General features: G+C 69.7%; 12 protein-coding genes and 4 pseudogenes. 7 read left to right on the top strand and 9 right to left on the bottom strand.

Annotation, left to right across the window (positions count from 1 at the left end):
- The 4 genes and pseudogenes from AB0M39_RS39505 to AB0M39_RS39490 form a co-directional block, all read left to right on the top strand.
- Window positions 1–2,158 (top strand): annotated as a pseudogene (locus AB0M39_RS39505) (hypothetical protein); the annotation flags it as partial.
- A gap of 8 nt (window positions 2,159–2,166) precedes the next feature.
- Window positions 2,167–2,544, top strand: a complete 378-nt coding sequence (locus tag AB0M39_RS39500) for a hypothetical protein (RefSeq protein WP_365373266.1) — start codon at window positions 2,167–2,169, stop codon at window positions 2,542–2,544.
- 258 nt (window positions 2,545–2,802) lie between these two features.
- Window positions 2,803–3,015, top strand: a pseudogene (locus tag AB0M39_RS39495) (GntR family transcriptional regulator); the annotation flags it as partial.
- Window positions 2,933–3,355, top strand: a complete 423-nt coding sequence (locus AB0M39_RS39490) for a winged helix-turn-helix domain-containing protein (RefSeq protein ID WP_365373264.1) — start codon at window positions 2,933–2,935, stop codon at window positions 3,353–3,355. The pseudogene AB0M39_RS39495 and the gene AB0M39_RS39490, both read left to right, overlap by 83 nt.
- Here the strand turns inward: AB0M39_RS39490 and AB0M39_RS39485 are convergent.
- From AB0M39_RS39485 to AB0M39_RS39465, 5 genes are all read right to left on the bottom strand, one after another.
- A complete protein-coding gene (locus tag AB0M39_RS39485) occupies window positions 3,270–3,926 on the bottom strand; it encodes a hypothetical protein (protein ID WP_365373261.1) in 657 nt (218 codons plus the stop codon). The two genes, AB0M39_RS39490 and AB0M39_RS39485, sit on opposite strands and share 86 nt — an antisense overlap.
- A gap of 351 nt (window positions 3,927–4,277) precedes the next feature.
- Window positions 4,278–5,054 carry a hypothetical protein gene (locus tag AB0M39_RS39480; protein WP_365373259.1) on the bottom strand — a complete coding sequence of 259 codons (777 nt, stop codon included), beginning with the start codon at window positions 5,052–5,054 and terminating at the stop codon, window positions 4,278–4,280.
- A 360-nt stretch (window positions 5,055–5,414) separates the two neighbouring features.
- Window positions 5,415–5,771, bottom strand: coding sequence for a hypothetical protein (locus tag AB0M39_RS39475; protein ID WP_365373257.1), 357 nt, complete (start codon window positions 5,769–5,771; stop codon window positions 5,415–5,417).
- A gap of 179 nt (window positions 5,772–5,950) precedes the next feature.
- Window positions 5,951–6,706, bottom strand: a complete 756-nt coding sequence (locus tag AB0M39_RS39470) for a hypothetical protein (RefSeq protein ID WP_365373254.1) — start codon at window positions 6,704–6,706, stop codon at window positions 5,951–5,953.
- A gap of 280 nt (window positions 6,707–6,986) precedes the next feature.
- Window positions 6,987–7,625, bottom strand: coding sequence for a hypothetical protein (locus AB0M39_RS39465; protein WP_365373251.1), 639 nt, complete (start codon window positions 7,623–7,625; stop codon window positions 6,987–6,989).
- Between the two features lie 115 nt (window positions 7,626–7,740).
- Between AB0M39_RS39465 and AB0M39_RS39460 the strand changes: the two are divergent.
- A pseudogene (locus AB0M39_RS39460) lies at window positions 7,741–7,976 on the top strand (IS5/IS1182 family transposase); the annotation flags it as partial.
- A 61-nt stretch (window positions 7,977–8,037) separates the two neighbouring features.
- Here the strand turns inward: AB0M39_RS39460 and AB0M39_RS39455 are convergent.
- Together AB0M39_RS39455 and AB0M39_RS39450 are read right to left on the bottom strand one after the other, a co-directional pair.
- Window positions 8,038–8,478 carry a hypothetical protein gene (locus AB0M39_RS39455; protein WP_365373248.1) on the bottom strand — a complete coding sequence of 147 codons (441 nt, stop codon included), beginning with the start codon at window positions 8,476–8,478 and terminating at the stop codon, window positions 8,038–8,040.
- Window positions 8,479–8,920: 442 nt separating this feature from the next.
- Window positions 8,921–9,162 (bottom strand): annotated as a pseudogene (locus AB0M39_RS39450) (hypothetical protein); the annotation flags it as partial.
- Window positions 9,163–9,637: 475 nt separating this feature from the next.
- Between AB0M39_RS39450 and AB0M39_RS39445 the strand changes: the two are divergent.
- Entirely contained in the window at window positions 9,638–9,958 is a 321-nt protein-coding gene (locus AB0M39_RS39445; protein WP_365373246.1) for a hypothetical protein, read from the top strand.
- A gap of 219 nt (window positions 9,959–10,177) precedes the next feature.
- Here the strand turns inward: AB0M39_RS39445 and AB0M39_RS39440 are convergent, their stop codons facing one another.
- Both AB0M39_RS39440 and AB0M39_RS39435 read right to left on the bottom strand, forming a co-directional pair.
- Window positions 10,178–10,315, bottom strand: a complete 138-nt coding sequence (locus tag AB0M39_RS39440; RefSeq protein WP_365373270.1) for a hypothetical protein — start codon at window positions 10,313–10,315, stop codon at window positions 10,178–10,180.
- On the bottom strand, window positions 10,312–10,569 hold the full coding sequence (locus AB0M39_RS39435; RefSeq protein ID WP_365373268.1) for a hypothetical protein: 258 nt from the start codon (window positions 10,567–10,569) through the stop codon (window positions 10,312–10,314). The genes AB0M39_RS39440 and AB0M39_RS39435 overlap by 4 nt, the downstream gene beginning before the upstream one ends.
- 599 nt (window positions 10,570–11,168) lie before the next feature.
- Between AB0M39_RS39435 and AB0M39_RS39430 the strand changes: the two genes are divergently transcribed.
- Window positions 11,169–11,747 carry an RICIN domain-containing protein gene (locus AB0M39_RS39430; protein WP_365373243.1) on the top strand — a complete coding sequence of 193 codons (579 nt, stop codon included), beginning with the start codon at window positions 11,169–11,171 and terminating at the stop codon, window positions 11,745–11,747.
- The last annotated feature ends 469 nt before the right edge of the window (window positions 11,748–12,216 follow it).

Here is a 12,216-nt window from a genome sequence, read left to right as displayed (position 1 = left end):
CAGCGGTTCGCATGAGCGGCTATCTGCTCGGCCACGTCGTCGACCAGCCGCAGCCGCACAGGCCACCGCACACGCCGCACGCGCCAACGCTGCTGCGAACAAGGCCGAATCCGCCGCTGCCGCCGCCAACGCGGCCGCGAACAAGGCCGAGGCCCAGGCCGCCGCCACCCGCGCCGCGACGCAGCGCGCCAACGCCAAGGCGGCCGAGGCCACCGCGCAGGAAGCCCGCGCGGGCATCGCCGCCCACGAGGCCTCCCGGCTCGCAGGGCTGGCCGCCATCCAGGCCAACCACGCCCTGCAGGCGGCCAACCGCACCAGGGACGAGGCCGACGGCGCGGTCCGCGAAGCCGCCATGGCCCGGCTCCAGTCCACCATCGCGGTACAGGCCACCGCAGCGGCCCGGACCACCGCCGCCGCCATCGCCGCCCCCGCCGACACCGCCATCCAGCTGACCGCCCCCTTCTCCGGCACGGACGTAGACGCCGACTTCGCCGCCGCCGTTGCCGACGCCGCAAAGGAGACGGGACAGGAGCAACTCGCCTCGGCCGAGGCCAAGGCAGCTGAAGCGGTCAAGGCCGCAGACGCCGCCGAAGCCGCCGCGCAGCGCGCCAACGCGCAGGTCGCCCCGGCGTTCAAGGCCGCCGCCGACGCGGCACGCTCCTCGGCGAACGCGGCACGCTCCGCCTCGGCGGCGCTGAAGTCCGCCGCCCACGCCGCGGAGGACGGCGCCAAGGCCAGGGCCGCCGCAGCACGGGCCAACCAGGCCGACGCCCAGGCACAGGCAGACGCCGGCCTCGCCCGCCAGGCCGCCAACCAGGCCTACGCGGACGCGTCAGCGGCACGCCGGGCTGCCGAGACGGCCGAAGCAGAAGCAGCACGCGCCCGCGGCGCCGCCACACAAGCGGACAACCACGCCGCCGCAGCCAACAACGCCGCCAGCCACGCCGAGCGCGAGGCCACCGTCGCCCAGGGAGCGGCAGCACAGGCGGAGAAGGACGCCGCCGACGCGGTCAAGCTGGCCGACTCCGCAGAGAAGCACGCCACATCGGCCGAGACCGCGGCCAAGAACGCCGGCAAGTACGCCCTCGAGGCCGACGAGGCTGCCAAGAAGGCCGAGGAACACCAGCGCGAACGGGAACGCAAGCGCCGCGAGGAAGCCGCCAAAAGGGCCGAGACGAGCGGCGACTCCAAGCTGACCCCGGAGGAGGAGCAGGCACTCAAAGAGGCCGGCATCTCACTCGAGGAGTACGAGGAGGCCCGGAAGCTCGCCGAGAAGGACCTGCTCGACTACCTGATGGAGAACGGCGCCGAGATCCTCGTCGAAATCGCCGCCGAGGAGATCAAGGAGTGCTGGGACGACCCCGATATCCCTACCTGTCTGTGGGCGATCGTCACCAACCTGCCCTGGGCGAAGGCGGGCAAGCTGGTCAGCAAGATTCCGGAGATCACCAAGGCCATCGCCGGCATCGGCAAGTTCCTCGACAAGTCCGCTGCGGCGAAGAAGCGCATCAAACAAGCCGAAAAGGTCATTGAAAGGGTCCGGAACAAGATTCCGGACTGCGACAAGGATCGCAGGAAGCCCAAGAAGGGATCCACATCTGCTTCGAACTTTGACGGCGCACGAAGGGCGATCAAGAATGCCCATATCGGACAGCAGGTCCTGGCAACCCGCCCCAACGCCGACAGGGCCGAACTCCACAAGGGCTCAAGCTTCCCCGTCGCCAACATCCACACGTACAATGTGGTGGCGGGTACGGCCCCGGTCCTGGTCCATAATTGTGGCGGCGATGGTGAATATTACTATCGAGGAGTCGGGAAGGGGCATAGGAAGCATGCCGATGCACTTGAAGGTCGAGCTGTGCCGATCGGCGGTCCGTCCACTCCGGCGAGCCATGTAGGCGGCAACAATACGGACAGTCCGTACACTTCCTGGAGCCACCGCGAGGGGAGAGCCCAGGAAGAGGTTGACGATTGGGGGCCGGGCTCAGTAGTGATGAGAATCCGTCGCTCCGACGTGGATCCGAGTAGAGACATTCAGGTTCACGATACGGACATCGACATGGGGTTCTTCGAGGAGGAGCATCTACTCGAAGGGGTCATTGAAGCGGCGGAGATCAGGATAGGGAATGGGCCATGGTTCAATCCGCGATCACGATAGGAGCGCACGTGGAGCGAGACGAGCTGAGGCAGGCATTCGCTGTCGAATCCACTGTCAACTCGCAGGCTGAGAGTGCCCTTGCCGCTGGGGCGCCGTTCGAAATCTGGCCTGGGAGAATGCCTGCCGCGAGACTGCATCACACCTACGCCCGGCGGTTGCGGAGATTGCAGAAACTCGAGCGCCCATCATTGGGTTTCGAGGAAGCGGTGGCTAGCCTCGCGAAGATCGGTAATCAGGAACTTCTGGTCGGGTTTATCGATGACCGAAAGAGGGGCGGGTATCGCTTTATAGTGTTCCTCAGCGCTGATCTTACGCAGGTGATCGCATGCATCGGCCTGGTAGTTCCCTCGCAAGATGTGTTCGATGCTGATGTAACGCAGGAGTAGAGGCTCGCATCAGTGTGTCCGGCATAGCCGAGGGGCGGTTAGAGTGAAGTTGACTGTGCGCCCTGGATTGCCGCTCCACGCGGAATAGGGCACTGCCGACCGTCCCAGCCTCACAGCGTCCAGCGGCCCCACCGGATCTGTTTCCGATGGGGCCGCTGGGGTGTCTGACGGCAGTAGTTGACGGCAACGTCAGCGGACGGCCGTTGCGCAAGGCAGTGGGCCAGCGCTGGCGTCTGAACCGGTGCGCCCTACCTTCAGGCCGCAGAGGCCCTGCGGGACGCGATCCTGAACGACGAGTACCGCTCCGGCGAGCGCCTGCCCTCGGCCAACGTGCTGGGTGATCGGTTCGGGGTATCCAGCTCCACCGTCCAGAACGCCCTGCGCGAGCTTGGTCTACTCCCAGCTCGGCCGGGGCAGCTACGTCAGCGACTCCGTCGGCGGGAGCGCCGAAGAGGCCGACGGAGATCATGAGGAAACCGACGCCGAGGGGCCGGACTGGCCGGTCGACGTCATCTACAACGGTGATCCCCGACCGCCGTACGCCCAGGTCGCCGACATCCTCCGCCGGGAAATCTTGGAAGGCGCCTACCTCCCAGGCTCCCAGCTTCCTCCCGCCCGGGAGATCCAAGAGCGATTCAAAGTCGCCAACTCCACGGCGCAGAACGCCTATCGGTGCCTCAAGCAGGACGGACTGGTGTACGCGGTCCAGGAACGCGGTGTTTTCGTCACCGGAGCCGGGCAACCACGGTGGCGAACTCGGCCACCTCGACCTCCTCCAGGTCCTCTGCCAGGACGAGATCACCCGACGTGAGACCGTCGCCTTCGAGCGGCGCCTGGGTCAAAGCAGTAGAGATCAGCAGTGCTGGGTAGGCGACGACAAACCGTGCGCTCAGAAACGCGGCGACTGCGCCGATGCCAGCTGCGTTCGCGAGGGTCCGGAAGAACGTGGCCCGCCGGATGCGGCTGGGGAGCCGCTGGAATGGGTGGTCCTCGGGCTCAGCCCATCGCACGATCAAGGGGAGCGCGAGATAGATCAGGCCCATCGATGCGGCGGCAGCTCGGTAATCGCCCGGCTGGGCTATTCGCCCAACAGCCTTGGCCACGGTGAGAACAGGCCCTACCAGAAAGAAGAGCAGGAAGAAGCCTAATAGGGCAATCTTCTCGTACCCCCCACGAAGCGGATTCTCGTCTATAAAGCGCTGCCAGGCTGACACGCCGCCGATCGCGATGACCCAGCCGCCCAGGAAGAAGACCAAGCCGAGACGCTGATGGGAGCTCTCGTAAAGGCTGTTGCCGTAGAGAACGGCCGAGAATCCCAGCGGGCTCAAGGCAAGCTTCCAATGCGCACGCATGCTGCCGAGCTTCCGCTGCCAAGACGTCATAGAACCAACCGTGCAGGCACACGCGGGACACCGGACCCGATTTGAGGCAGATCAGAGCTTCGATGCCGCACCGCGGGCATGTCCTGAATCACCCATTTGAGATTGTCGGATAGGCCGCGCAGGTCGCCGCAGTTGCTTCGAGCATCACGCGGCGGCCGACACGGACGTCCTCGGGGTTCTTTCGACGCAGATCATCTTTCCGACCGGCATGTCGACGTCGGCACGCTACCGGACGCCGAACGCGGCTGCGGGTTCACCGCCGCCGTCGTCCGGCAGGACACGGGTGACGGTGAGGGTGGGGTTCTCGGTGCGGCTGATGTATCGCTGGCCGTCGGCGACGGTCCCGGGGCGTTAGCTCCCGTCGAGCCGGTCGGCGTACTCGGCGAGCTGCCCGGCTGAGGCGTGCATGCCGGGGCCGGTCTCGTAGTCGTAGTCCCCCCGACCGCGGCTGCCTGCTGTCGCGCGAAGCGCCTCGGCGAGCTCGCGGGCGTGGCAGGCGAGCAAATACTGGGCCGCCGCCGTGGCCTGCTGCTCGTCGGCGGGCCGGTCCTCGGCGAGCAGAGTCTCGGCGAGGACGACGGCGATCGAGTCGAGGTCCGGGACGGGGAGCTGGGCGGCGGCGAGTGCGAGGAGAGGGGGAAGCCCCGTCGGACGCACGGCCTGCCGGGCGGGGCTGTGTTCGCACACGCCGCTCTCGTCGTGGTCGACCGCGGAGCAGTCCTGCGCCCGCTCCTGGGAAGCGTGCTGCCTGCGCTCGGCGCGCTCGGCCTCGGCCCTCAGCGCGCGGGCCAGTTCCGGCAGGCGGCCGGTGAGGACGACGACCGGCACGGTGGCCGACGGCTGGTCGTCGTCGTGGCGCGCGTCGCGGACCAAGGTGAATCGGGTCCAGTCGTGCGCGGGCTCGACCCCGAGCATGTCTCCGGCCGCGTCGACGAACTGGTAGAAGGACACTCTGTCGAGGTGGTCGGCCAGGTCCCGCGCCTTGGCTGCGGGCAGGCTCACGCTCGCCGTGTCGCCGCCCACGGCCAGGTTCTCGGCCTGGCAGGACACGTACGGCCCGCAAGGGCGGGCGGTGGCGTAAAACTGCACGCGGTGGTCGTGCGGGTCGGTGTAGCTGTAGGGGTTCATCGGAGGCATTCCCTTCTCGGGGCAGGGCGGTCGGGGACGGCGCCAGAGGGGGCCGCGCACGGGGGCTGGGGCAGAAGAGGCAGAGCCCTGGGGTGCTGGCGCGTGGCGCCCGGCCCGGCGGCGGGGACCGGTCGCGCTCGGCGCACGAGAGGTGATTCGCGTCAGGCGTTCCGGCGGGCTGACCGTAGGGCGCGCCCCGGCTAGGTCCGCAACTGCCTTGCACAGATGGGGCCGTGGAGGTCGCCGGACGTGGAGGGCCCCAGCCTGTGGCGGGTTCGCCGGGCGGCGCCGGACGGGCACGAGCAGCGACGCCCCTGCTCCCGGGCTCGGGGGTCAGGGGCGTCCGCAGGCTCGGCCACGTCACGCGTCAGAGGGTCTGGCTGCCTCGGTCTCCGCGGAACCCGGACCCGCCGGATGGCAGTCTGCGCCGGGCGGGCACAGGTGGGCGTCGCACTCGGGGTCGTCGCCGCACTCCTCCTGAACCAGGCCGACCGCGGCGTAGGCCAGGTTCTGGTTGGCGTACCAGTAGCCGCTCGCGTGGTAGCGGCGCTGTTCCTGGTTCAGTCGCCGCGCCCATGCGACGGTGGTCTCGAACGAGTCGAGTGCGGAGGCGACGTGCCCGTAGCGCCAGGTGTCGGCCTCCCCCCGGATCGCCTCCTGAATGTGCGCGGGGTACTTCTCCAGTCCGGGCGGGTCAGATCGGGTGTCGGCAGTCAAGACAGCTCTCCCAGAAGTGAAGGGTTTGTGGGGCGTGGGGTGGACGCCGCTGACGATGACCTGCTGCTGGGTTAGACCGGCAACTGTGCGCAGAGCAGCCGGGGACAGCGAGGTGCCGCACGCACGGAAGCCGCCCCCGGGCGGTGACCGGGGGCGGCTTCAGCGCAGCCGGGGCGGGGTCAGTGGTCGCCGTCGTCCTCGGCGGTCCAGTCCGCCCACCGCCACAGACCGCCGATCCGGTAGCGGCCCTCGGCGTCGGGCTCTATGAGGCGCCTGGGGCGGCCCGGTACGGCGCGCGAGCGGGAGGCGATGAGCAGCGCGTCGCCCAGCCAGCGGCAGGCGAGGTCGCGGCCGACGGGGCTCGTGGCGAGGTCGGCGGCGATCTGGTCGGCCGTGGCGCGGGTGACGCTGATGGTGTCCCACGGTCCCCAGGCGCGAGGGACGGGCAGCGCCTCGTACGGGCCGGCTTCGCCGTCGTCGAAGGTGAACAGTTCCGGGAGCTGCGGGGTGGAGTCCAGCGGCGGGAGGGTGGCTGCGACGTCGGCGGGGACGATCGCGACCGGTGCGTTGCGGAAGTCGACGACGCAGTCCGCGTAGTCGTCGGCGGGGTCCAGGCACACGTATCGGTCCGCGGTGTCGCCGTACGTGCCGGTGTCCTCGCACTCTGGGCACTGCGCGGGGCAGTCGCCGCGTTCGCGGGGGTGCGCGGTGAACGCCTCCAGGACGTGCTCCGTGCGGCGGACGCCGGGGCCGTCGGTGAAGAACGCGACGACGACGTCGCCCGTGCGCACCTGGTGTGCCCGCACGACGACGACGTGGGTGCTGTTCATGCCGTCGGGCAGGGTCCGGTAGCGGTCGGCGAGGGTAGGTGCGGGGCGGTCGGTGAGCACGAACTGGTCGGTGCTGCCGGGCAGGTTGAGGATGCGCTCGGACACGGAGGGCCTTTCGGGGAGCTGCGGGCGATGGCGGGCCGGGGCGGGGCGGGGCGGTGGCCCGTGCGAGGGCGGCGAGAGAGCTGATGGCCGCCGCCTCCCCGCCGGTCCGGGTCGACGGGGGCGACTGTGGCCGGCCGGAGGGAAAGCCGCGCAACCCCGCCTCCCGGGCATGCCGAACCGGGCACGCGGGCGGGGGCGGGGAGATTGCGGCTGCAGACCGCCCGCGCCCCGCCCCCGGGCGCCGGTCGTGCGGCGCCCGGGGGCGGGGCGGACGGGCGTCTCAGACCGGGTCGGCGACCGGCTCGCTGTAGGGCCACACCGGCATGTCGCGGGCGCCCTCGCACGACAGCACGCTGATCCGCTCGCCGTCGGCCAGGCGGCCGTCCCTCCAGCCGTCGGCGGTAGCAGTCCCCTGCCACCACGTGCGGGCCAGGGCGTGGGCGTGCTCCTGGGAGGGGGCGCGCACGAGGAAGCGGTAGGCGTTGTCCTGGGTGGTCTGCATCCAGAATCGGTACACGCGGCGATGACGGGGGACGCCCCGGTCTCCCCCGGCGGTGAACGCGGCCTTGACGACGTGACGGCACTGGGTGTCGGCGTGAAGGGCCGTCAGGCCGTCCCGGGTGCGGCGGTGAACCAGCCGCAGATCGTCGAGGTCCGCGAGGCTCACGGTCCGGGCGTGGCTGCGCTGGTCGGCGGGGAAGAGACGCACCACGCCGGCGCGGTCCTCTCTCAAGTCGGGGGCCAGGACGGCGGTTCGTGCGATCGGGTCGTAGGCGAGGACTCGGTAGCGGACGGTCAGGCCGGTAGCCGGTTCGACGACGGCGGCGGAGCCGATGTGGCCGGGAGCCTCGGCGGGGGCGGTGACGGGCTGGTCGGCCCAGGTGCAGCCGGGATGCATGTCGGGCAGCGGGGTGATCACGGGGCAGGGGTTCCCTTCCGGATACGGCCCGGCCGAACGGCGGCCGGGCGACGGGGGATCACCGTGAACCCGCACCCCGCAACCACCGCAACACCAGCAGCCCCGGGGCGGGGGCGGCCACAGGGCATACTCGTCCGGCCGCTCACGCTCCTAGCAGCGGAGGCGGAGGATCTCGCACGCCGTCCCGGAGAAGAGAGACCAGGCCCGCCGCCGCGTGGCTCGCGGCTCGGCTGGCGGCTGCCCGCCCGGCTTCGACCGCGCCGCATGCAGACGCCGGAATGAGGTTGGACGCACGATCTCGGCGCTCAAGGGGTTTCGGGTCGTCGCCCCTCGACGTGTCAGCGTGCCTAGGTGTTCCATGGTGCCGCCGCAGCCGTCCGGCTCTGGCCGGGAGCATGACCGACCGACGATCTCAGCGCATCCAGCCAGGTGTTTCGACCCCCGTGAAGTCATTCCAGGCACGGCAGTGGGCACGGGATTTCGGGCCCATGTCCGCCCAGACGGAACGGAGGTCGAAGCCCCTGTCCCAGGCGTTCAGCAACGACTCGAAGAACCCGGTGGCAACAGCGGTCCCGTCTTCGATGCTGCCCTCTGCCTGAATCCGCTCCAAGAGCCGGAGCACCCGCCGGCTCTGCTCCGGAGCGAACTCGGCCGACTGCTCGCCGAAGACCCTTCCGAGCGTTCCCAGACGACTCGTCAGCGGCGGAACGTCGTCCTCGTCCTCGTCGTCCTCGTCGTCCTCGTCGACGATGTCCGGCGCAGGGGCTCGCCAGCGCTCGACCTCGAGACGGTCGGCATCCGCTAGGACCTCGCTGACGCCGACCAGTTCCTGCCACCACGGCGGGGTCGCCACCTGTGCCCTCCCCTACATCTGCACGGATTAAGTCTGTAGCATCCCTCATCGCCTGAATCAGAACCTCAGCAGCCCCTCTGTCACCCGGACACGATTCGCCGGACGCTCTCCGGCCGTCGTGGGCCAATGGCCGGGGCAGGCAGACGGTCGTCCGGCGGCTTCGGGATCGTTCGCCCACGGGAGCAGGACAGGGGGCCAGACGATGGCCACGCGTGAAGGCGGGGACGGTGCCGCCCCCTTCGCGTGGCCCCGGGGCCCTCGCCTGCGAGGGGCCCGTTCGAGCGAGCGACGCCCTGCCCACGGCTTCGGCGCCGGCTCTCGCCCAGCACCTCTCAGACGAGGGCGCCGCCTGCGGAACGGCAGTCACATCCACCGCCTGAGACGTCCGCCTCCGCCGGCCGAACCCGAACCGGAGTCGGCGGGGCCGCAGTCGCCTCCCTGGTCAGGGGGCGAGGTCCAGGACGCGGACCGGCTCCCCCGCCCACCGGTCGGGGGCGGTGGTGGCGACATCGCGCCGTCGGGACGGTCCGCAGTGGGCTGCGCCGCGTACCGGCTGTGGGCTGCTGCCCACGTCTCCCGGCGCACCAGGGCCAGGGCGGCGGCCAGGTCCAGGTCGAGCACCGTGATGCCCGGCAGGGCGGCCAGGTGCTCGGCCGTTCCCGGGCGGGCGCGGTCGTCTTCGACTTGACCCGACTCACCGAACGTTGAGCAGTTCTCAGCGAAGGTTGCTGGAGGCCTGCTCGTCTTGAGCCGGGGCACGATAGTTAGAACCTGGCCACCGGGACTGGCATCGCTTCGACTCGACGGCGAGAGCGCCTCCGTCCAGATGCTTCCTGGCCAGGTCAGGACCTGTGAGCGCGATCCGCGACCGGTTCCAACGAGCGTGGCAACTCGGCCGCATGCACCGACAAGACTGTCCCGGCGGTTCCAACTCCGCTGTCCCGCAGGTGAAGGAGCACAGGTCATCGCGCTCTTCCGGTTCCACCTGCCGTGTCACGGCACACGTCTCGCCGAAGATGCACTGGTCCCTCGGCAGCGGGGCGGTGAACAGGTGAAGGCGGTGGATCGCCGGCGGTCCTGTGACAGCAAAGGATGAACTTCGCATTCCCGCCGTCAGAAGCCATATCCCTCGCCAGACGCGGACGCTACGGTGACGACCATGACGTGGAACTGGCTGCAGATTGACCTCACGCACGAACCTGGGCGAACCGAGGTCGCCTGTGGCCCGGGCGGCCTCATCTACGAGGCAGCACGCCTGGACGTGCAGGAGGGCCTTGACGAGCTCACAGGCCAGGACGCCGGGTTCCGAGGCGCCAACCGGTCCTGGCGCAAGGGCGAGGACTTCGTGATGGCGAAGGGCATGCACATCTGGACCGTGTTCGAGGAGACCCCCGGGGAGCCGTCCGCCGCCACAGCCCGGCGGCTCGCCGCGAAGCTGATCGCTCACCTGCGCGCCGCCGACCACGACGCCACCAGATAGCCGTGACGAAACGATCAAACGCCTCTGCCGTCGCCCGGCGTCAGTCCAACTCCGGTGACGAGCGGGGACGCGGTGCCGGTGATGCCGAGCCGGAGCAATGTCGGACTTCGCCTCTCGGCGAGTCGGGCTCTGATCTGCACGAGCAATCCTCGTTGAGACGAAGCTGCATCCGTTCATCTTCGGTGAGAACTGTGTCGCCTTCGTTGAGACAGGTCACGACTAGCGCACAGGCCGGGGCGCACAGGAACCGCCGGCTTCGGCGTGGGCGCGGTGGATGAGCCGGCGGGCGAGGACGTTGCCCTGGCCGGCCGCGGCCATCGCCGTCTCGTCCAGCACGATGTGGGTGGCCTCGGTCACCGGCACTTCACCTCGGCGAGGCGCCGGTCCAGCTCGCTGTCCAGGGCCTGCTCCTCGGCCGCGGAGGGGGCGTATCCGGTCCACTCCTTCAAGGCCGCGCGGGCGGTCTCGGCGCGCTCGGCGCGCTCCTGCGGAGTGAGCATGGTCTCGGCGAGGCGGGCGAGGTAGGCCCGCAGCGACAGGCCCTCGGCGGCCGCGATGGCGGCGAGCCGGTCCTTGGCCTCCTCGGGGATGCGGACGTAGGCGTCGGGCATCGTCGTGCTCCTTCCCATCCCACGAGGGTACGGGTACGTACCCGTCGAGACTTGCCGCGCGGGCCTTCCGGGAATCTGCTCGTCACGCGTCCGTCGAGGCTGCCGAGGCGGCCTAGGAGGTATCGCGGCAGCGGGCAGCACGCGCCGGTCCCAGGACAACAGAGATCAGCCCACACGGTGAGACCGGGCCGAGGTGGCTGGGACTCAGCAGTTCGGCGTCTGCCCCTCTCTAGCCCACACCGCTCTCCCCTCGGAGGCGTCAAGACGCCGGCTCAGGACCTGGGCCCGTCAGCTCGGCGGTGGCCGCCATGACGTCGTGAGCGCGGCGGCGGTGAGCACCGCCACCGCCGCAACTCAGGTCGGATTCAACACTCGTCGCTCCACCGTGACGCCGGTGACGCTCGCTCGGCGGAGTCGAGTGCGTCGTCGGTGTTCGCAACGATCATTTCGCGCTGGAGTTCGACAGCACGCCGGGCATGCACACGTCGTCAAGTAAGCGCTTCCGGCCTGATGCGTCCAGACGATCTAGCGAACCCTCTCAGCGGGCTGATTGGGTACTCCCGGTGACACTAAATGCACCAAAAGTGAGGAGACGCAACATGCGCACAACAGGCACCAGGAATGTCTTCGCGGTGGTTCTGGCCGGGGTGATGATGGCAACAGCCAGTCCGGCGCTCGCCCAGGCACAGTCGTCGCAGAGCGATGACCCGGCCCCTCTGACGTCAGAGGAATTCAAGGCCGCAGTCGCAGCCGGCCACCCCTTACGGATCAAGAACTACAACTCCGACAAGTACCTGGAGCCCTCGGGCGGCAGCACGGCCAACGGCGCCAAGATCGTCCAGAGGACTTCAAGCGGGGCGACTGTCCAGCGTTGGGTCCCCGTCAACGACGACGGCTACGTCAGCTACGAGAACGTCGGCTCGGGCAGGAACCTCGGCATCGACGGCGCCAGCACCTCGGTCGGTGCGGCGGCTATCCAGGCCAACCCTTCCGGCGACCTCAACCAGGACTGGGAAGTCTTCTACACCGGTACCGGGGGCGCCACCATGAAGAACCGCAAGAGTGGGCTGTGCCTGGGCATTTCACGCGGGAGCGAGGCCTCCAACGCACCGGCAGGCCAGTATCGCTGCGACCAGACCTCCAACCAGAAGTGGGTGATATCCCGCTGGGAGGGCTGACCGAGCCATCGGAAGCTGCCGTCACGATGCCCCGGACCCCAGTCGGGATGCCGTTGGCTGATTCGTCCCGCCGAGTTCGATCTCGGCGGTACGAAGTCGTTCCAGGTGGCCGGTGCGGGTGCGGGCCCGGGGTTCGCCTCTGGTCCAGGCGTCGATCCGTGCGAGGTCGAGGGCGGCAGCTGTGAGCTGCTGTCGGAGGCGGGTCTCGGCAAGGCCGTGGCAGCGGCACCGGCGGAGGCCGAAGGTGTGGACGGCGCCTGGGAGACGGCGCCCTCGATGCCGTTGCGGGCCGCATGGCGGGCTCTCCGAGCCGGGGTTCCCTGGGCGGCGCGAGCGGCCCGGATGTATCCCCCGGGACCTCCCCCGGCTCCCCCGGCTGCATCGACGTCGGCGCCCTCCGCAGACGACAACGTCGGCCAGCAAGACCACAACCGCGTCTTGCAGGCTCGGAATAACACCGTGGACCTGA

It is taken from the genome of Streptomyces sp. NPDC051907 (assembly GCF_040681075.1).
GTDB lineage: Bacteria > Actinomycetota > Actinomycetes > Streptomycetales > Streptomycetaceae > Streptomyces.
The sequence above is the reverse complement of the archived record's forward strand: the minus strand, read 5'-3'. Positions and strand labels throughout refer to the sequence as shown.

Coding starts and splice junctions, on each gene's coding strand:
- AB0M39_RS39485 (WP_365373261.1), bottom strand. CDS start 3,926: ATGACGTCTTGGCAGCGGAAGCTCGGCAGCATGCGTGCGCATTGGAAG.
- AB0M39_RS39480 (WP_365373259.1), bottom strand. CDS start 5,054: ATGAACCCCTACAGCTACACCGACCCGCACGACCACCGCGTGCAGTTT.
- AB0M39_RS39445 (WP_365373246.1), top strand. CDS start 9,638: ATGACGTGGAACTGGCTGCAGATTGACCTCACGCACGAACCTGGGCGA.
- AB0M39_RS39435 (WP_365373268.1), bottom strand. CDS start 10,569: ATGCCCGACGCCTACGTCCGCATCCCCGAGGAGGCCAAGGACCGGCTC.
- AB0M39_RS39430 (WP_365373243.1), top strand. CDS start 11,169: ATGCGCACAACAGGCACCAGGAATGTCTTCGCGGTGGTTCTGGCCGGG.